Origin of the sequence: Oerskovia enterophila, from assembly GCF_044748475.1 — a bacterium.
GTDB lineage: Bacteria > Actinomycetota > Actinomycetes > Actinomycetales > Cellulomonadaceae > Oerskovia > Oerskovia enterophila.
Window position 1 is genome coordinate 368,073 of sequence record NZ_JBIVFZ010000001.1, and the last position, 18,696, is coordinate 386,768.

General features: G+C 73.7%; 19 protein-coding genes. 12 read left to right on the forward strand and 7 right to left on the reverse strand.

The window, feature by feature from the left end:
- Positions 1-58 precede the first annotated feature (58 nt).
- Complete coding sequence (locus ACIPWA_RS01610) at positions 59-409, forward strand: holo-ACP synthase (RefSeq protein WP_068624681.1); 351 nt, start codon at positions 59-61, stop codon at positions 407-409.
- 209 nt (positions 410-618) lie between these two features.
- Here the strand turns inward: ACIPWA_RS01610 and ACIPWA_RS01615 are convergent, their stop codons facing one another.
- Both ACIPWA_RS01615 and ACIPWA_RS01620 read right to left on the reverse strand, forming a co-directional pair.
- Entirely contained in the window at positions 619-1,671 is a 1,053-nt protein-coding gene (locus ACIPWA_RS01615) for an LLM class F420-dependent oxidoreductase (RefSeq protein WP_400287826.1), read from the reverse strand.
- 107 nt (positions 1,672-1,778) lie between these two features.
- The gene (locus tag ACIPWA_RS01620; protein ID WP_400287827.1) at positions 1,779-2,984 is read right to left on the reverse strand and encodes a DUF4190 domain-containing protein; all 1,206 of its coding nucleotides are present in this window, start codon (positions 2,982-2,984) and stop codon (positions 1,779-1,781) included.
- A gap of 155 nt (positions 2,985-3,139) precedes the next feature.
- Between ACIPWA_RS01620 and ACIPWA_RS01625 the strand changes: the two genes are divergently transcribed.
- The 8 genes from ACIPWA_RS01625 (at position 3,140) to ACIPWA_RS01660 (ending at position 10,963) form a co-directional block, all read left to right on the forward strand.
- Positions 3,140-4,816, forward strand: a complete 1,677-nt coding sequence (locus ACIPWA_RS01625) for a bifunctional ADP-dependent NAD(P)H-hydrate dehydratase/NAD(P)H-hydrate epimerase (RefSeq protein ID WP_400287828.1) — start codon at positions 3,140-3,142, stop codon at positions 4,814-4,816.
- Positions 4,817-4,865: 49 nt separating this feature from the next.
- A complete protein-coding gene (locus ACIPWA_RS01630; protein ID WP_400287829.1) occupies positions 4,866-5,624 on the forward strand; it encodes a nucleoside/nucleotide kinase family protein in 759 nt (252 codons plus the stop codon).
- 44 nt (positions 5,625-5,668) lie between these two features.
- Complete coding sequence (locus ACIPWA_RS01635; RefSeq protein WP_231907761.1) at positions 5,669-6,676, forward strand: pseudouridine synthase; 1,008 nt, start codon at positions 5,669-5,671, stop codon at positions 6,674-6,676.
- A gap of 201 nt (positions 6,677-6,877) precedes the next feature.
- On the forward strand, positions 6,878-8,173 hold the full coding sequence (gene alr / locus ACIPWA_RS01640) for an alanine racemase (protein ID WP_400288442.1): 1,296 nt from the start codon (positions 6,878-6,880) through the stop codon (positions 8,171-8,173).
- Positions 8,170-8,814, forward strand: coding sequence for a tRNA (adenosine(37)-N6)-threonylcarbamoyltransferase complex ATPase subunit type 1 TsaE (gene tsaE, locus ACIPWA_RS01645; protein WP_400287830.1), 645 nt, complete (start codon positions 8,170-8,172; stop codon positions 8,812-8,814). The genes alr and tsaE overlap by 4 nt, the downstream gene beginning before the upstream one ends.
- 9 nt (positions 8,815-8,823) lie before the next feature.
- The gene (tsaB, locus tag ACIPWA_RS01650; RefSeq protein WP_400287831.1) at positions 8,824-9,558 is read left to right on the forward strand and encodes a tRNA (adenosine(37)-N6)-threonylcarbamoyltransferase complex dimerization subunit type 1 TsaB; all 735 of its coding nucleotides are present in this window, start codon (positions 8,824-8,826) and stop codon (positions 9,556-9,558) included.
- Positions 9,555-10,109, forward strand: coding sequence for a ribosomal protein S18-alanine N-acetyltransferase (gene rimI / locus ACIPWA_RS01655; RefSeq protein WP_400287832.1), 555 nt, complete (start codon positions 9,555-9,557; stop codon positions 10,107-10,109). Before tsaB ends, rimI begins: the two co-directional genes overlap by 4 nt.
- A 47-nt stretch (positions 10,110-10,156) precedes the next feature.
- Positions 10,157-10,963, forward strand: coding sequence for a sulfurtransferase (locus ACIPWA_RS01660; protein WP_400288444.1), 807 nt, complete (start codon positions 10,157-10,159; stop codon positions 10,961-10,963).
- Positions 10,964-11,040: 77 nt separating this feature from the next.
- Here the strand turns inward: ACIPWA_RS01660 and ACIPWA_RS01665 are convergent, their stop codons facing one another.
- Entirely contained in the window at positions 11,041-11,682 is a 642-nt protein-coding gene (locus ACIPWA_RS01665; protein ID WP_400287833.1) for a malonic semialdehyde reductase, read from the reverse strand.
- A 117-nt stretch (positions 11,683-11,799) separates the two neighbouring features.
- Here ACIPWA_RS01665 and tsaD point away from each other — a divergent pair, with 117 nt between their 5' ends.
- On the forward strand, positions 11,800-12,870 hold the full coding sequence (tsaD, locus tag ACIPWA_RS01670) for a tRNA (adenosine(37)-N6)-threonylcarbamoyltransferase complex transferase subunit TsaD (RefSeq protein WP_056653863.1): 1,071 nt from the start codon (positions 11,800-11,802) through the stop codon (positions 12,868-12,870).
- Between the two features lie 85 nt (positions 12,871-12,955).
- Here the strand turns inward: tsaD and ACIPWA_RS01675 are convergent, their stop codons facing one another.
- Entirely contained in the window at positions 12,956-13,705 is a 750-nt protein-coding gene (locus ACIPWA_RS01675) for a class I SAM-dependent methyltransferase (protein ID WP_400287834.1), read from the reverse strand.
- Between the two features lie 120 nt (positions 13,706-13,825).
- On the opposite strand from ACIPWA_RS01675, the gene ACIPWA_RS01680 reads away from it, so the two are divergent.
- A complete protein-coding gene (locus tag ACIPWA_RS01680) occupies positions 13,826-15,061 on the forward strand; it encodes a hypothetical protein (protein WP_400287835.1) in 1,236 nt (411 codons plus the stop codon).
- A 43-nt stretch (positions 15,062-15,104) separates the two neighbouring features.
- On the opposite strand, the gene ACIPWA_RS01685 is transcribed toward ACIPWA_RS01680, so the two are convergent.
- Complete coding sequence (locus tag ACIPWA_RS01685; RefSeq protein WP_056653873.1) at positions 15,105-16,241, reverse strand: glutamate--cysteine ligase; 1,137 nt, start codon at positions 16,239-16,241, stop codon at positions 15,105-15,107.
- Positions 16,242-16,244: 3 nt separating this feature from the next.
- Positions 16,245-17,543 (reverse strand): class I SAM-dependent methyltransferase, encoded by a 1,299-nt coding sequence (locus ACIPWA_RS01690; protein WP_400287836.1) that lies wholly within the window; start codon positions 17,541-17,543, stop codon positions 16,245-16,247.
- Between the two features lie 207 nt (positions 17,544-17,750).
- On the opposite strand from ACIPWA_RS01690, the gene groES reads away from it, so the two are divergent.
- Positions 17,751-18,047 carry a co-chaperone GroES gene (gene groES, locus ACIPWA_RS01695; protein ID WP_056653879.1) on the forward strand — a complete coding sequence of 99 codons (297 nt, stop codon included), beginning with the start codon at positions 17,751-17,753 and terminating at the stop codon, positions 18,045-18,047.
- A 178-nt stretch (positions 18,048-18,225) separates the two neighbouring features.
- On the opposite strand, the gene ACIPWA_RS01700 is transcribed toward groES, so the two are convergent.
- On the reverse strand, positions 18,226-18,513 hold the full coding sequence (locus ACIPWA_RS01700; RefSeq protein WP_056653881.1) for a WhiB family transcriptional regulator: 288 nt from the start codon (positions 18,511-18,513) through the stop codon (positions 18,226-18,228).
- Positions 18,514-18,696 lie beyond the last annotated feature (183 nt).

The following is an 18,696-nucleotide window of genomic DNA, read 5'->3' on the forward strand; positions in this document are numbered from 1 at the left end:
CCCGGTGGGCTTCCGGCGTCCGGGGCCCGTGCCGCACGCCACCGCTTAGGGTGAACGCATGATCATCGGGGTGGGAATCGACGTCGTGGACGTCGCGCGGTTCATGGACACGCTCGGTCGGACGCCGCGCCTGCGCGAGAAGCTGTTCACGCCGGCCGAGCGCGACCTCCCGGCGTCGTCGCTCGCGGCCCGCTTCGCGGCCAAGGAGGCCATCGCCAAGGCGCTCGGGGCGCCCGGCGGCATGAACTGGCAGGATGCCACGGTCCACCGCGTCGTCGGGGGCGCTCCCCAAGTCGAGATCACCGGGACCGTCCAGGCGCGGGCGACCGCGCTCGGGATCACGTCGTTCCACCTGTCGATCTCGCACGACGCCGGGATCGCGTCGGCCATGGTGGTCGCGGAGGGCTGAGGGGTCGTCGCCTCGTCGTGCGCTCCGCCCGGGTGAGGCGGGAGGCCGAGGGGGCTCCGTCGTCGAGCAGGTGGTCGAGTGGCCGCGAGCGGCCGTCGAGCACGAGGTTGCGGTCGTTCTCGACGTCAGAACGAACGCAACCTCGTGCTCGGCACCGGCACCGGCACCGGCACACTGCCACCCGCAGGCACCGGGGCGAGCGGAAGCAGTCAGCCCTGCAGCGCCGGCACGACCTCGCGCTCGAACAGGTCGATCCCGCTGCGGTCGTAGGCCGCCTCCGCGAAGTACGTGATGGCGTACGTCATGCCCGCGCCCTCGAGCTTCTGGAGGGTCTCGACGACCTGCTCGGGGGTGCCCACGAGCGGGCCCGAGCGGAAGTCCCGCACGGTCTGCTCGACCTTGGCCGGGACGGTTTTGGCGTAGTGCTCGCCGATCCAGCGCAGGCGGTCCTCGACGTCGGCCTCGGTCTCGCCGATGACCACGTTGTAGTTGGCCGAGCGCGTGATGTCCTCGAACGGGCGACCGATGCTCTCGCAGTGCCCCCGCAGGACGTCGGACTTGTGCGCGAACCCCTCCAGGGACCCGTCGAAGTTCGTGTACTGGGCGTGCTGCGCGGCGATGCGCAGCGTCTTCTTCTCGCCGCCGCCCGCGATCCACAGCGGGATGCTGGGGGCGCTGCCGCCTCCTGCCCCCACGCCGTCCAGGACCTGGAGCGGCTGCGGGTGGCACAGCGCGCCGTCGACCTGGAAGTACGTGCCGTCGAGCGTCGCGGAGCCTGTGCGCCACATCTGCTCCATGACCTGCACGCCCTCGTCGAGCGCGCCCAGGCGCGCTCCCGCGCCCGGGAAGCCGTAGCCGTAGGCACGCCACTCGTGCTCGTACCAGCCGGCGCCGATACCCATCTCGGTGCGGCCGCCGCTCACGATGTCGACGGTCGCCGCGACCTTGGCGAGGTAGGCCGGGTTGCGGTAGGCCATGCACGTGCACATCTGGCCCAGGCGCACGCGCTCGGTCGACGCCGCGAACGCCGCCATGAGGGTCCAGGCCTCGTGCGTGGCCTCGCCCGTGGGCTCGGGCACGGTGTGGAAGTGGTCGTAGACCCACACCGACTCCCACGCGTGCCGCGCGTCAGAGCCGGGCGCGCCGGTCGTCGCGGTGTCCGCGTGCTGAGCGAGCGACCGCATGGTCTCCCACTGTGCCGAGGGGTCGATGCCGACGAGGTCCTGTCGCCAGCCTTGCGGGATGAAGAGTCCGAATCGCATGGTCGCCAATCTAGCCCGGCCCAGCCCGGGAGCTCGGGCAACGTCCGCACGCGTCGACCGGGCACCCGGCGCTGACGTGCCCGGTCGGCGCGTGCGGATGCCGGGCCCTAGTAGTCGAACCGATCGACCGACGCGATGCGGAAGACCGCGTCCGGCGGCAGGTCCTCGTAGAAGTCGGCGGTCACCGCTGCCGACTGGCTCGGGCCGAGGTTCTCGGCGTAGGCGCTCGCGGTGCCGAGCTGGACGGTTCCGTCGGGGCTCTCGGCGACGATCTCTACGGAGTAGGTCATCTGCACCGTGCTGCTGTTCGTCACGGTGAGCGCGAGCGCCACGCCGCCGTACTCCTGCGCGACCGGAGCCCCGAGCGCGACGTCTCCGCTGAGATCCTTGAAGCCGACGTCCTCGACCGCGGCGACCTTGAGCACCGGCGCCGTCATGCCTCCGCCCATCACGGTGTCGTACGTCGTCGCACCCTCGACGATCGCGTGGACCTTCAGGACGTCGCCCACGGTGACGTCGGTCAGTACCGAGCTGTCGCCGGAGAGCAGCGTGTTGACGTCGAGCTCGAAGGGAGCTGACGGTTGCTCGGCTCCGGTGCTCGCGCGGAACGAGTCCGACCCGGTGGCGGCGTCGAACTGTGTGACCTCGGCGTAGAGGACGATCTTGTCGCCGACGTACCCTTCCGGGTCCTTGGCGATCTGCGCCCAGGCGGCGGCGTCGACCGCTGTGAACGCCGAGAGGTCCATGTCCTGCATCGACTCGCCCTCGGGCGACGTGCCGACCGTGGTGCGGTCCGGGCTCGCGGCGTCCGGAGAGTCGTCGAGGATCGCGACCAGGAGGAGAACACCCGAGACGGTGCCGACGACCGCGAGCACGATGCCCAAGATCGACCGCGTCCTCCCCACGGCGGGCGTCGATCGGCTCGCACGGCGCAGCCCGACGATCCCCAGGACGATCGCAGCGATTCCGGGGAGGAAGAACAGGTTCGCCAGGGCGGCGATGATCCCGGCGGTCAGGCTCAGGGTCGCGGGGGTGTTCTTGGTGGGAGTGGTCCACCCGCTCGGTGACGGCGCTGCACTCTGCCCGGTCCAGCCGTATGGCTCTGTGGTCGCCGAGGGGGCGTTCCCGGAGGGCCACGCCGCACCTGCGTGCCCCGTGTCGTGGTTCATCGCCTCGGTGGAGGTCGGGACGCCCTGGATGACTCCCGGCGGCGGGGGCGGCGACGAGGCTGGCACCCAGGTCCCGTCGGGAGCCAGACGCCAACCGTTGACCACGTCGCCGACGCGGTAGGAGTTCTGCGGGGAATCGGTCACGGCAACCTGCTCACGGAGAGGGACGAAAGTGCCAGAACCGTACTGGCTGGACCGGGACCGGTAGGGCGAATCTCATGCAGCGACCGGGTGAATTCCGGACGGGAGGACCGGAGGCTCTCTCAGCGGGCCGCGCCCGCGCGCGGCATCATGGCCCCATGATCGAAGCGTTCACCGCCGCCCAGGTCCGTGCCGCCGAGGAGCCGTTGCTCGCCCGGGGCGTCCCGCTCATGGAGCGCGCGGCGTTCGCGCTCGCGACGGTCGTCGCGGGCGACCTGCGGCGCACGGCCGCGCGTTGGCGGTCCGCGCGAGCGCGGGGTGCGGGGCCCGACGGCGGTGCGCGCCCCGGGCGCGTGACCGGCACGCGCGTGGTGCTCCTCGTGGGCTCGGGCAACAACGGGGGCGATGCCTTGTTCGCGGGGGCGTACCTGTCCCGGCGCGGGGTCGCGGTCGAAGCGGTCTGCACGAGCGGGCACCCTCATGCCGCAGGTCTGACGGCGCTGAGCCGTGCGGGTGGACGGGTCCTCGACCTGACCGTCCCGACCGGGCCCGCGCGGTGGGGGGACGTCGTCGAGGGCATCCTCTCGGCCGAGGTGGTCGTCGACGGGCTGGTCGGGATCGGGGCGTCGGGGGCGCTGCGGGGGCTGTCAGGGGAGCTGGTCGAGGCGCTCGCGGAGGGGACGTCGGTGCGTGCCGCTCGCGTCGTCCACGCCCCCTGGGTCGTCGCGGTCGACACACCCAGCGGGATCGGGGTCGACGACGGCTCGGTCCCCGGGCCGGTCCTGCGTGCCGACCGGACGGTCACGTTCGGAGCGCCCAAGCCCGGGCTGCTGCTGCCGCCGGCGACGCACCTCGCGGGGCTCGTCACGCCCGTCGACGTGGGCCTCGACGAGCTGGGGACTCCCGCGGTCAGGCGCCTCGAACTCGCCGACGTCGCGCGCCTGTGGCCCGTGCCCGGGGCGAGCGACCAGAAGTACACGCGCGGGGTCCTGGGAGTCGTCGCGGGCACACCGACGTTCCCGGGGGCTGCGGTCCTCGCGGTCACGGCGGCCGTGCGCGCGGGCGCCGGCATGGTGCGCTACCGCGGGCCCGACGACGTCGCGCGCGTCGTCGTCTCGGCTCGCCCCGAGGCGGTGCCCGCCGAGGGCCGGGTCCAGGCGTGGGCGCTCGGGTCAGGGGTCCCGACCGCGGGGGAGCGGTCCGGGCTGCGCGACGGCGCGAGCGAGCGGGACACGGGCTCCGGACCGGACGCCGGCCAGCACGAGCGCATCCGGTACGCGCTCGCGGTGGCGTGCGGCGAGCTGGCGCAGGACGCCTGGGACGCCTCGGCCGGCCCGCGTCCGGCGTGCGTCGTGGACGCCGGTGCGCTGTCGCTGCTGCCCGCGACCTGCCCGCCGTCGGTCGTGCTGACGCCGCACGCGGGCGAGCTCGCGACGCTCCTGCGCGCGCGCGGCGCGGACGTCGACCGGGACGGCGTCGAGGCCGAGCCGCTGCGCTGGGCGCGCACAGCGCACGAGCTCACGGGCGCGACCGTGCTGCTCAAGGGGTCGGCGACCGTGGTGGTCGGACCCGAGGGCGCGTGGTGCCAGGCCGACGGACCGGCCTGGCTCGCGACCGCGGGCGCCGGAGACGTGCTCACGGGGCTCCTGGGCGCTCTTCTGGCCGCGTACGGCGAGCGCGTGGTCCGAGAGCCCGGGCTGGCGGCAGAGCTCGCTGCCGCGGCTGCTACGGTCCACGGGTCGGCCGCTGTGCGGGCCAACCCAGGCGGACCCGTCGCCGCCATGGACGTGGCCGAGGCGGTCCCCGGGGTGGTGGCCGAGCTGCTCCGAGGGTGACGCACCGCCACGCCGACGGTGACGAGAGACGAGGTCGAAGGTGACGCACGTGCAGGTCGAGAGTGACCCGGCGCTGATCGAGGGCGACGTCGCGACGGCGCTCGCGGACCGGTGCGCAGCTCTCGTCGCGCGCGCCCGGCGCGCAGAGCCCGGCGGACGTGTCCGGGTGCTCGTCGGGATCGTCGGCGCACCCGGAGCGGGGAAGTCGACGCTCGCCGGCGACGTCCTCGCCGCGCTCACGCAGCACGCCGCACCCGCGGCCAGCGGGGCCCGGCCGACCCCGTCCACGCAGGGCGTCCGAGCGCCCGGGGTGAGCGCCGTCGTCGTGCCCATGGACGGCTTCCACCTCGCCGACGCCGAGCTCGCCCGCCTGGGCCGCCGGGACCGCAAGGGGGCCCCCGACACGTTCGACGCCCACGGGTACGTCGCGCTCCTCGAACGGCTCCGGTCGCCCCGCGACGGCGTCACGGTCTACGCGCCCGCGTTCGACCGCGAGATCGAGGAGCCCGTCGCGGGGTCGATCCCCGTCGGACCCGACATCGAGCTCGTGCTGACCGAGGGCAACTACCTGCTGCTCGGTGGTGACCAGGACCACGGGCGCTGGACCCCGGTGCGAGCGATCCTCGACGAGACCTGGTTCCTCGAGGTCCCCGAGCACGTCCGCGTCGAGCGCCTCGTGGCCCGGCACGAGCGGCACGGCAAGCCGCCTGCCGCGGCGCGCGCCTGGGCGCTCGGGCCTGACGAGACCAACGCCCGGCTGGTCGCCTCGACGCGGGACCGGGCCGACGTCGTCGTGCACCCCTCGTGACGGCCCGGGGCTGGCGCTCGGGGCGAGCGACTACCGTGGTGGCCGTGCCGACCCCCACGACCCCTCAGGTCCCGCCGCGCCGTCGGCGCATCCCGTTCCAGCCGCTCCCCGTGCGCGACGGCCTCAACGCGACCCGCGTCGTCCTGCCCCCCAACGGTGACGGCAGCGACGGCTCGCCCCGGTGGGACACCGTCCTGGACCACCTCGTCCACCGGTTTCCCGACGACGAGCGGCGTCTGCGGGAGAAGGTCGCCGCGGGAGAGGTCGTCGACCACCTGGGCCGACCGGTCGCGCCCGACACGGCCTTTGCACAGCACGCGCGCGTGTTCCTGTACCGGGACCCGCCCGTGGAGACGCGCGTCCCGTTCGAGATCGAGATCCTGTACCGCGACGACGACCTGGTCGTGGTCGACAAGCCGCACTTCCTCGCGAGCATCCCGCGCGGCGCCTTCATCGCGGAGTCCGCGCTCGTCCGGCTGCGCAGGGACCTCGACCTGCCCGAGCTCTCGCCCGCGCACCGGCTCGACCGCGTGACCGCCGGGGTGCTCGTGCTGACCGTCCGGCCCGAGGTCCGCGGCCCGTACCAGACGCTGTTCGCCGAGCGGCGCGTGACCAAGGTGTACGAGGCCGTCGCGGGCGTCGACCCTGCGCTCGACCTGCCGCGCGTCGTGCGCAGCCGCATCCACAAGGAGCGCGGCGTCATGCGCGCGTCCGAGGTGCCGGGCGAGCCGAACTCCGAGAGCCTCGTGGAGCTCGTGGACACCCGCGAGGACCCGTCCGGGACGGGCGACGGGGGCGACGGGTCCCGCGGTCGCCTGGGCCTCTACCGTCTCACCCCGCACACGGGCAAGACCCACCAGCTCCGGCTGCACATGAACTCGCTGGGCCTGCCGATCCTGCACGACAACTTCTACCCGACGTTCTACGACGTGCGCCCCGACGACTTCGGCCGGCCGCTCCAGCTCGTCTCGCGCTCGATCGAGTTCGTCGACCCGCTCAGCGGGAGACCCCGGCGGTTCGAGACGACGCGGCCCCTGCAGGAGTGGGCGTAGGCCTGGTCCTCAGCAGGCGGCCCTGTCGTCCCCGGCGGGCGGGCCCGTCACCCTCGGCCCACCCATCGGTCACCGCCGGTGAGAGAATCGGTGACCGTGAGCCCCTTCAGCGATCCCCCGCACGGTTCCACCGGCGACACCACCCCCACGCCGTCGGCCACCGGCCCCGTCCCGCCCGCCGACTACTACCCGGCGCGCGCCGTGATCGACCTGGGCGCGATCCGCTCCAACGTCGAGTCGCTCGCGCGGCACGCCGGCACGGCCCAGGTCATGGCGGTCGTCAAGGCCGACGCGTACGGCCACGGCCTGCTGCCCAGCGCCCGCGCGGCGCTCGCGGGCGGGGCCACGTGGCTCGGCACGGCGCAGATCTCGGAGGCGCTCGCGCTGCGCGCCGCGGGCATCGGCCCCGACCAGGCGCGGGTCCTGACCTGGCTCTACGCGCCGGGCGCGCCGCTCAGGGCGCTCGTGGAGGCCGAGATCGACGTCTCGGTCGCCGCACCGTGGGCCCTCGACGAGGTCGCCGCGGCGGCTCGCGCGGCCGGACGCCCCGCCCGCGTGCACCTGAAGATCGACACGGGGCTCGGGCGCAACGGGATCGTTCCCGAGCAGCTCCCGGCCGTGCTCGACGCCGCGCTGCGCGCCGAGTCCGAGGGCGTGCTGCGCGTCGTCGGGATCTGGTCGCACTTCGCCTTCGCGGACGAGCCCGAGCACCCGACCGTCCTGCACCAGGCCGACGTGTTCGACGCCGCGGTGCGCACGACCGAGGCCGCGGGTGCGCAGCTCGAGGTCCGGCACCTCGCGAACTCCGCGGCGACGCTCACCAACCCGCGCGTGCACTACGACCTGGTGCGCCCGGGCCTCGCGGTCTACGGCCTCTCGCCGGTCCCGAGCCTCGGCACGCCCGACGACTACGGGCTGGTCCCGGCCATGACGCTCGAGGCACGGCTCGCGACCGTCAAGCAGGTCGCGGGAGGCCAGGGCGTCTCCTACGCGCACGCCTACACGACGCCCCGGGCGACGAACCTCGGCGTGGTCCCGCTCGGCTACGCCGACGGCATCCCGCGGCACGCCTCGGGCGCCCTGCCCGAGCGGCCCGGTGGCCCCGTGCTGGTTGGCGGGCCGATCGACGAGGCCGGCGGCGTGGACGGCACGGGACGCGTCCTGCACGTGGCCGGCCGCGTCTGCATGGACCAGTTCGTGCTGGACCTGGGCCCCTACGCGTCCGAGCAGGCGGGCGACGTCGTGACGCTGTTCGGGCCCGGCGCGGGCCTGGCCCGCGGGGGAGCCCCGACCGCCGAGGACTGGGCGCTGGCCGCCGGGACCATCAGCTACGAGATCACGACGCGCCTGGGTGCGCGGGTTCCGCGCGTGTACGTCGACGGCGCGGACGAGGGCCCGACGACGGCGCTCGCCTCGGGCGCGTCGGCGACACCGGCGGAGCCCGCCCCCACCGCCTCGCACACCCCCCTTCACCACGACCAGGAGTGGCTGTCATGACCGACCTGACCATCGACCTGCCCGACGCCGACGCGACGCGCGCGTTCGGGCTCGCGCTGGCCCGTGAGCTGCGCGCGGGCGACCTCGTGATGCTCACGGGCGACCTGGGCGCGGGCAAGACGACCCTGACCCAGGGGATCGGCACGGGCCTGGGGGTCCGGGGGCAGGTGGCGTCGCCCACGTTCATCATCGCGCGCGTCCACCCGCCGCTCGCGGACGGGCCGTACCTGGTCCACGTCGACGCCTACCGGCTCGGCTCGCTCGACGAGGTCGAGGCGCTGGACCTCGACGCGAGCCTCGACGAGTCGGTCACGGTCGTCGAGTGGGGCCAGGACCTCGTGGAGTCCCTCGCCGAGGACCGCCTGGAGATCACGATCGAGCGCCCGCGCGGCGGGCTGGGCGTGTCCGTCGCGGGGGGCGAGCCCGACGACGGGCTCGACGCGCCCGAGGCCGGTGTCCGGCACGTGACGGTGCGGGCCGTGGGGGACCGGTGGGCCGACTTCGAGCGGGCCGCGGCCGCGTTGCGCGCGGCCGTCGTCGAGGTAGTCGAGGCGTCGGGGGATCCGGACACCCCGGTGGGCACGGACACGGGCCGACCTGACGCGCAGGCGCTGGCCGCCGACCCGTCCGCGGAAAAGTAGGCTGGGACCGTGGCAGTCCTCGCGCTCGATACGTCAGCCGCCGTCGCGGTCGCCCTCGTCGGGGAAGGCGGTGAACGGCTCGCCGTGCGCTCTGCGGACGAGAGACGTCGGCACGCCGAGACCCTGGCCCCCCTCGTCAGCGAGGTGCTCGCCGAGGCCGGCGTGGACCGGACCGCGCTGACCGCGGTCGTCGCGGGCACCGGTCCGGCTCCGTTCACGGGCCTGCGCGTCGGGCTCGTCACGGCCCGCACGCTCGCGCTCTCGCTCGGGATCCCGGCCCTCGGGGTCTCGGGGCTCGACGCGATCGCGGCGCAGGCCGTGAGCGACCTGGGCCTGACGCCGGGCGACGAGGTCCTCGCGACCGCCGACGCCCGCCGTCGGGAGGTCTACTGGGCGCGCTACCGCGTCGTGGCGCACGAGGGTCCGCACGCGACCCCGGTCGTCGAGCTCGTCGCCGGGCCCGACGTCGGTCCGGCCGCGGGGCTGGCCGACCAGGCCGCGGGCGCCGTCGTCGTGGGCGAAGGGGCCGCGCTGTACCCCGAGCACCTGCCGCTCGCCGAGGACGCGCCCCTCGTACCCGACGCGACGGTCCTCGCGCGGCTCGCGATCGCCCGCCGCGACGCGGGCGTCGAGCAGCCCACCGAGCCGCTGTACCTGCGCCGTCCCGACGTCCAGGAGCCGGCCGCACGCAAGCGGGCGAGCGACGCACCGCCCGCGGCGACCCCGAAGGGGGCCGGGGCGTGAGCGCGCACTACGAGGTCAAGCTCCGGCCGCTGCGGGCTGCGGACCTCCCGCGCGTCGTGCGCCTCGAGCAGGAGCTGTTCGGGTCGAGCGCCTGGACCTACGGCATGCTCGCCGAGGAGCTCGGGGCGCTGGGCCGGTGGTACGTCGCGGCCGAGCCCGTCCGCCTCTACGCGGCAGGCCCCCAGGAGCTCATCGGCTACGCGGGGCTGTGGTTCGACGGCGACGTCACGCAGATCATGACGATCGGCGTGGACCCGCAGTACCAGCACCTCGGCATCGGGTCGGTGCTGCTGACCGCGCTGATCGACCGTTCGCGCCAGGTCGGCGCGAGCGCGGTGCTGCTCGAGGTCCGCGTCGACAACGACGCCGCGCTGGCCATGTACGGCAAGTTCGGGTTCGAGCAGCTCGGCATCCGCAAGCGGTACTACCAGCCCGAGGACGTCGACGCGTACACCATGCGCCTCGAGCTGACCGACGACTCGGCGACGGACGACGCACCCACAGCGGAGATCCGTGACGCAGCGGTGCCCGACGAGCCGGGCGTCGCGTGAGCGCACGCGACGCGGTGCTCGTCCCGGCGCGGGCGCTGCACGACGAGATGGCGGCAGGCACGGGCGACCTGGTCCTGCTCGACGTCCGCTGGGCGCTCGGTGTCACCGACGGCCACGACCAGTACCTCGCAGGGCACCTGCCCGGCGCGGTGTACGTGGACCTCGAGACCGAGCTCGCCGCTCCGCCGTCGCCCGCGCGGGGGCGGCACCCGCTCCCGGACCTCGCCGACCTCGAGGCGGCAGCACGCCGCTGGGGCGTGCGCGCGGGCTCCCGGGTCGTCGCGTACGACGCGGTGGGTGCCACGTCGGCCGCCCGCGTCTGGTGGCTCCTGCGCTGGGCGGGTCTCGCCGACGTCCGCCTCCTCGACGGCGGCCTCGGTGCGTGGACCGGCGCGGGCTTCGCGCTCGAGCAGGGCGAGGTCGTCCCCGCCCCGGGGGACGTCGTCCTGTCGGAGGGGGACCTCCCCACGCTCACGCCCGACGACGCAGCGCACCTGGCGTCGTCGGGCGCGGGACTGCTCCTGGACGCCCGCGCGGGCGAGCGCTTCCGGGGCGAGGTCGAGCCCGTGGACCCGCGTGCGGGGCACGTGCCGGGAGCCGTGAGCGCCCCGACCGTCCAGAACCTGGGGCCCGACGGCCGGTTCCTCGGCGAGGACGCGCTGCGCGAGCGCTTCGAGGCGCTCGGGGTGCGCGCCGACGGTGAGCAGCACGTCGGTGTCTACTGCGGGTCCGGGGTCACGGCCGCGCACGAGGTCGCGGCCCTCGCCACGCTGGGGGTCGACGCCGCGCTCTACGCGGGCTCGTGGTCCCAGTGGTCCAACGACGAGACCCGCCCGGTGGCCACAGGGGCCTGACCGGACGGGTCTCGGGTCGTGCTCGGCACCGCGACGCGCGGGGCGTCGGAGCACGGGTCACGCGGTGCCGTGGGACCTCAGAGGGTCTGCGACGCCTGGTCGAACGTGAGGCGGGTCTGGCGCGGGTAGGTCGCGCCCTCGCCGGCCGGGGTGCCGACGTTGATGACGACGAGCGACTTCCAGCCGTTCTCGCCGAAGAACTCGGCGTCGATGCCGGCCGCGTCGAACCCGCCCATGGGACCGACGTGCAGACCGGCAGCGCGCAGGCCCACGATGAAGTAGCCGACCTGGATCAGCGCGGACGTGCGCGACATCCCGGCGCGCGTCTCCTCACCGGCGGCCTCGAAGTTCTCCTTGGCGCCCTCCATGTGCGGGGCGAGGACGGGGAGGTACTCGTGGAAGTTGGGGTCGGCCGCAGCGACGATGGTCAGCGGCGCGGCGAGGGTCTTGGCCTTGTTGCCGTCCGCCATGTGCTCGACCAGGCGCGCACGGGCCTCGGGGTCACGAACCACGAGGAGGCGCAGCGGGACGGTGTTCATGGCGGTCGGGCCCCAGCGGACCAGGTCGTAGGCGGCCTGGATCTTCTCGTCCGGCACGGCCTCGTCCTCGAACGCGTGGACGGTGCGGGCCTCGCGGAACAGCAGGTCGGCGGTCGAGGCGTCGATCTCGAGCAGGTCGTCGAAGGCGGCGTCGATGGGGGTGAAGGTCTCTGTGCTCATGCCTCGGTCAACAGTTGAAGGATCAATCACTCTTCCCGATCCGGGCCGTGACGTGCGACACAGCGCAGGGGGCTCCCGTCGCACGACGACCCCTGCGGCACGACTACGCTGGGAACCATGGTTTCTGGCGGTACCTCTGACAGCCTCGGCGCCCCCCTCGTCCTCGGCATCGAGTCCTCCTGCGACGAGACGGGGGTCGCGCTCGTGCGCGGTCGCGAGCTCCTCGTGGACGCGGTCGCGAGCTCGATGGACGAGCACGCCCGCTACGGCGGCATCATCCCCGAGGTCGCCTCGCGCGCCCACCTCGAGGCGATGATCCCCACGATCCAGCGCGCGCTGGGCGAGGCGGACGTCGACCTCTCGCAGATCGACGCGATCGCCGTCACGGCGGGTCCCGGGCTCGTGGGCCCGCTCACGATCGGCGCCTCGGCCGCCAAGGCGCTGTCGATCGGCCTGAACAAGCCCCTGTACGGCGTGAACCACGTGATCGGGCATGCCGCGGTCGACGAGCTGGTCCACGGTGAGTTCCCCGAGCGCGTCATGGCGCTCGTGGTCTCGGGCGGGCACTCGTCGCTGCTGCTCGTGGACGACATCGCGACCGACGTGACCGAGCTCGGCTCGACGCTCGACGACGCCGCGGGCGAGGCCTTCGACAAGGTCGGTCGCCTCCTGGGCCTGCCCTACCCCGGCGGGCCCCACGTCGACCGCCTCGCGCGCGAGGGCGACCCGACCGCGATCCGCTTCCCGCGCGGGCTCACCGCGCGCAAGGACCAGGAGAAGCACGCGTACGACTTCTCGTTCTCGGGCCTCAAGACCGCGGTCGCCCGCTGGGTCGAGGCACGCGTCGACAGCGGGCTCGAGGTGCCCCTGAACGACGTCGCGGCCTCGTTCGCCGAGGCCGTCGCGGACGTGCTCACGGCCAAGACCATCGCGGCCTGCCAGCGGCACGGCGTCGAGACGCTCGTGGTCGGGGGCGGGTTCAGCGCCAACTCGCAGCTGCGCGACATGGCCGCGAAGCGCTGCGCAGAGGCGGGGATCGACCTGCGCATCCCGCCCATCCGCTACTGCACCGACAACGGCGCCATGATCGCCGCGCTCGGCTCGGCCGTGGTGCGGGCGGGCGTCGCGCCGTCGGGCCTCGACATCCCCGTCGACTCCTCCATGCCCCTGACGACCGTCACGGTCTGAGCGGATCCGGTGCGGTCGGACCGCACCCGACCCGAGCAGAGCAGGGCGGGCCCGCGTGGCGGATCACGCCGAACGGCGCCGTCCCTCAGCGCGCGGCGCGCAGCACGAACGTGACGTCGCTCGCGTCGTGCGCGGCCGGGTGGCCGTCGTCGTCCTGGACCTCGACGACCTCGAGCCCTGCTGCCCGGGCCAGCTCCCGGAAGCCGTCGCGGGAGTACCAGTGGATGGTCCACACGCGCTCGTCGACCGTGCTCAGCCCGTCCAGGACCCGCTCGTAGCGCAGCGTGCTGCGCTGGACCCGGACGGCCTCGTCGCGTTCCTCGGTGGCGACCCCGACACGCAGGACCGCGCCGTCGTCGCGCGTCGTCTCGCGGGCACGGCCGAGCTGGTCGGCCGGTGTCGGCGACGGGACGAAGAGCGGGACGAGCGCGGTGCCGTCGGGGGTCAGGTGGGTCCGGATGCGGCGCAGCGCGGCGAGGGCGGTGTCGTCGTCCGGCAGCAGGTTGAACGTGGGTCCCGCGAGGAAGATCGAGCGGAAGCTCCGGTCGAGGTCGAGCTCCTCCATGCGCTGGTGGTGCACCACGACGTCGATCCCCTCCCGTGCCGCGAGCTCGCGGCACCGCGCGAGCATGTCGGCCGACGAGTCCACGCCCTCGACGTCGAGGTCGAGCGCGCGCAGCGCGAGGAGCGGGTCCCCGTCCCCGCACCCGAGCTCGAGGGCCGGCTCGCCCGAGTCCAGGACGAAGCGCGCGTAGCGCTCGGGGTCCTCATGACCCGACTTCAGGGGCGAGTAGAGCTCGACGACGAGTCCGGTGTAGAAGTCCGCGGGATCCATGCGCCCATGCTCTCAGCCACCGCCACCGAATTGTCCGGACCCCCGGGCGGGGCGCGCGGGTGGACTTGATACCGTGCCACCTGGCCGACGCGACCGCCGCGGGGGCAGTACGGAGAGCTCATGGACCCCGCCCGACCCGGCCCGGCAGGACCGGCGAACCCGGGCCCGCCGTCGGGGTCGGTGCCCGCGACGCCCGGCAGCGCTGCCGCCGCCTGGCAGAGCGCGCAGGCGTGGCACGCGTACGCACGCACCCAGGCCGGGCCGGCCCAGCAGCACGCCCTGGCAGCCTCGGCGCACTGGTTCGCGGTGCACCGCACGCTCGCCGCCCAGGAGTCCGCGCGAGCCGGCTGGGCGGCGCACCCGACGCCCCCTGCGGTGGCACCGACCGGGCTGGCGCCCGTACCGGGGCCCTCGTCGGCCGCCGGCCCGGCCTGGGGCACGGCCGGTCACCACGGCCCGCCGGCCCTTGCTGCGCCCCCGGGGTACCCGGCCCCCGGCGCGCCGCAGCCCCCGCGCCGCCGAGGTGCCGCGCTCGTCGGGACCTTCGTCGCGCTCGTCGGTTTCCTGGTCCTGGTCGGCATGGTCCTCGGCGTGGTGCGGTCCGTGCAGCAGGGCCTCGCCGAGGTGTTCGACAACCCCGCGCCGACCGTCCCGGCGATCGACGGCTGGGTCGCGCCCGAGCCGGTGCCGGAGCCCGCCACGGACCAGGTCCCCGCGACGGGCGACGTCGACCCGGCTCCGGGCGACCTCACCGCGGACGGGACGGGCCTCCCGCCCGGCGCGGGCATGGAGGAACGATGGAAGCAGGGCGAGTACGCGCTGCCCGTGCCGGACGACCTGCTCACGGCTGCGCCCGGTACCCCCTTCGCGCCCGGTCAGCCCGACCCGACGCGATGGCTCGTCGACCTCAACGCGGCCAACGAGGGCCTGCGCGTGGTGTTCACCGACGACAGCACCTACAACTGCGGCATGGACTGGATCGTCGAGCGCGACATGCGCGAGTCGGGCGTCGCGGGGTGCTACGACCCCGACTACCCGACGACCCTGTTCATGTACTGGGGACCCGAGGCGAGCGCCGCGGCGAAGGAGTTCGTGCTCGCGCACGAGCTCTCGCACCTCATGCAGTGGTGGCACCGGTTCGACGTCGTCCAGTCCGCGGGCGACGCGGGACTGCGGGACGACGAGGACTGGAAGACGGTCGTCGAGTCGGACGCGACCTGCCGCGTCCTGTCCTGGGGCGGCTACTCGCAGGAGGTCGCGGACGGCTCGTCGTCCCCGTGCACGGCCCCCGACTGGTCCGAGGACTGGCTCGCCGAGCAGGCTGCGGCACGCGGGGTCACGATCACGGACTACTGACCGGGCGCACCCGAGGTGCGCTCCGGCGTCGGGCACGTCGCGGCTACAGGGGGCGACCCGCCCGCATCTCCGCGACGAGCGCGCGCACCACGGCGTCCAGCTCGCCGCCGTTGCGCCGCGCCACGGCCCGCTGCCGCTGGTACGACGCGCCACGGCGCAGGATCACGCGGACGTCGTCGAGCTCCTGGAGACAGCCGAGCCGGGCCGCGACGGGCTCGAGCTCGACGAGCAGCTTGGCCACGGCCTCGGTCACGAGCTCCTCGTTGCCCGCCCGGTCGAGGATGATGATCGCGTCCATCCCGTACCGGGCCGAGCGCCACTTGTTCTCCTGGGCGAACCAGGCCGGGATGGTCGGGAGCTCCTTGCCCTGGTCGAGCAGCGTCGAGAGGTGCTCGACCAGGCAGTGGTTGAGCGCCGCGAGCGCGAGGACCTCGGTGAGGTTGGTCGCGCCGTCGCAGATGCGGGTCTCGAGCGTCCCGAACCGGGGCGACGGGCGCAGGTCCCAGCGGACCTCGTCGAACTGGTCGATCACGCCTGTGTGGATCATGTCCCCGACGTAGCCCTCGAGCTGCTCCCAGGTCTCGAACTGGAAGCCCAGGCCGGCCGTCGGCAGCTGCTGGAACATGAGCGCACGGTTCGACGCGTAGCCCGTGTCCTTGCCGCCCCAGAACGGCGACGAGGCCGAGAGCGACTGCAGGTGCGCGAAGTACCCGAGCATGGCGCGCGAGATGGGCAGCACCTTGCTGCGGTCCTCGATCCCGACGTGCACGTGCACGCCGTAGATGAGCATCTGGCGGCCCCACCACTGGGTGCGGTCGATGAGGGTCGCGTAGCGCTGCTTGTCGGTGACCTTCTGCTGCGCCCAGCGCGCGAACGGGTGCGTGCCCGCGCTCATGAGCTCGACGCGCAGCGGGTCGGTCAGGACGCGGATCTCCTCGATCGCGGCCTCGAGGTCGCGGCCGGCGTCGCCGACCGTGCGGCACACCCCGCTCACGACCTCGACCGTGTTGAGCAGCAGCTCCTGGCGGATGTGCGGGTGCTGCGAGCCGTCGGTGGGCTCGACGGCGTCGAGCACGGTCTGGGCGACCTGGCGCAGGTCGCCCGAGTCCTTGTCGACGAGCGCGAGCTCCCACTCGATGCCGACGGACGAACGCTCGGACCGGGCGAAGGGAAGGTGCACCGATCAGCCCCTTTCAGGAGGCGTGGGGGAGTCGAGGATGTTCGTGCCGTCGGGCCGGATCAACGGTTCGACGACCAGGACCTGCTGCGAGCCGGCGATCCGGGTGAGGACGACGGTCGCCTCCGCAGTGCCGCGGAGGTCGAGCTGCTTGCGGAGCTGTTCGGGCACGACGGCCGTGCCCCGCTTCTTGATGGTCAGGCGTCCCACGCCACGCTCGCGCAGGTAGGCCTTGAGCTTCTTGAGGCTGAAGGGCATGACGTCCAGGACGCGGTACCCGGTCGCGAGATCGGCACTGTCGGCGCTGCCGACCGCCGCGTGCGGAGCGGGGGAGTCCGTGGTCACGTAGGCGATGGTCCGGTCGAGCAGGCGCCCGCCCAGCTCCGCTGCGGCCTGGGCGACGAGCCCTGCGCGGATGATCGCGCCGTCGGGCTCGTACAGGTAGTGCCCGACGGCGCCCACGTCGGGGACGAGCTCGTCGTCACCCTGGGAGTGGCGCAGGGTGCGCGACGTGGTGCGGCGCGTGCCGTCGTCGTCCGTGACGGTCCGCAGGACCAGCGCGGTGCGCCCGGGCCCCTCGGGGGCGAGCGGGCCGAACCACAGCGCGGCCTCGACCACGTCGCCGTCGACCGAGACCCACTGCGTCTCGGCGTCGGTCGGCAGGCCCGCGTGCGGGATGCCGGGGCCGACCTTGATGCCGACCGCGGGCACGACCGAGCGCAGGGCCCAGACGTCGTCGAGCGGGGGAGCGTACGAGCGCGGGTCGAAGATCCGGGTGCCCGAGCGGGTGCGGCGCGCGGGGTCGGCGAACACGCCGTCGACGCCTTCGGTGGCCAGGTCGATGCTCAGGCCGTCCGCGTGACGGACCTCCGCCTCGGGGAAGTGGCGCAGGTTGACCGTGGCGATCGACGCCGTGACCTCGTCGATGTCCGTCGCGAGCACGCGCAGACCGGTCCCGGCGAACGTCATGGAGTCCGCACCGATGCCGCACGTCAGGTCGGCGACCTTGGTCACCCCGGCCGCGTGGTACCGCTGCGCGTGGCGCGCGGCGACCACGAGCCGCGTGGCCTGCTCGAGGCCGTCCTGGGTGAAGAGCATGCCGTCGGCGAACGTGTCGAACTTCAGGTGCGCCTTGGCGCGCAGGCGCGACTGGGTGAGAGCCGCCGCGGCGAGCTCCGGGTCGACCCCCTTGGCCCGCAGGCCGGTCGCGAGCACCATGGCCTGCCGCTCGTCGTACGGGGGGAGCGCGTTGAGGAGCGCCCACCCCGTGGGGCTGAGCAGCTTGGTCAGTGCCGACGCGTCCATGCGTCGATCTTTCCACGCCCGGCACGCGTTGGCACTCGCCTTGACCGAGTGCTAATGCGGACCTAGATTGTGCGTAGGACGTTCAGGCCCTCGGGCGTGGACGAACACCAGAGCGACACCCGCCGGTCCGGCACCCGCGACGACGGACGGCAGGCAGCGCTCGACACTCATCCGTTGCAGTTCTCATAGCGAAAGGGGAGGTCCGACGTGTCGGTCCCCATCAAGCCGCTCGAGGACCGGATCGTCGTGAAGGCCCTCGAGGCCGAGACCACGACCGCATCCGGCCTGGTCATTCCGGACACCGCCAAGGAGAAGCCCCAGGAGGGCGAGGTCCTGGCCGTTGGTCCGGGTCGTATCGACGACAACGGCAACCGCGTCCCCTTGGACGTCGTCGTCGGCGACAAGGTCATCTACAGCAAGTACGGCGGCACCGAGGTCAAGTACGGGGGCCAGGAGTACCTGGTGCTCTCCGCGCGCGACATCCTCGCCGTGGTCGTCGCCTGATCATCGGCTGACGGCTGGCAGCTGCCAGCACGAAGGGCCCCGCAACCTCGGTTGCGGGGCCCTTCGTCATGTCAGGGGTCTGCTGGTTCCTCGGAGTGGTGCAGGTCGTGGTGAAGCTGGTCGTGGTGCGGGCCGACCGGGGCGTGGCGACCCGCAGGTCGCGCCCGGGGCCAGGCGGTCAGGCGGTCTTCGAGACCCCGGCCAGGATCGCGGAGCGCTCGTCCTCGCTGAGGCCGCCCCAGACGCCGTACGGCTCGCGGACCTTGAGCGACTGCTCGCGGCACTGCATCAGCACGGGGCACGAGGCGCAGATGGCCTTGGCTGCTTCCGCGCGGCGTCGTCGGGTGGAGCCTCGCTCGCCCTCCGGGTGGAAGAAGAGGGTGTCGTCCGCGTCGCGGCACGAGCCCTGGTACTGCCATTCCCACAGTTCCATCACCGGTCCGGGGAGCCTCGAGATCTCTGTCATGTCGAACAACCTACAAGCGTTGCAGAAGTTGTTCAAGTAGCAGGAGTGGATGAGTTTCTGACCGGCTTTGCCTCTGTGTGCACCGATTCACGGTGAACCTGGCGCGAACTACGGCGTTGTCCACTGTGTGACAGGACACACCTGGCTCGCGGACCGAGACACGCCGCGCCCGAAGTGGCGAGG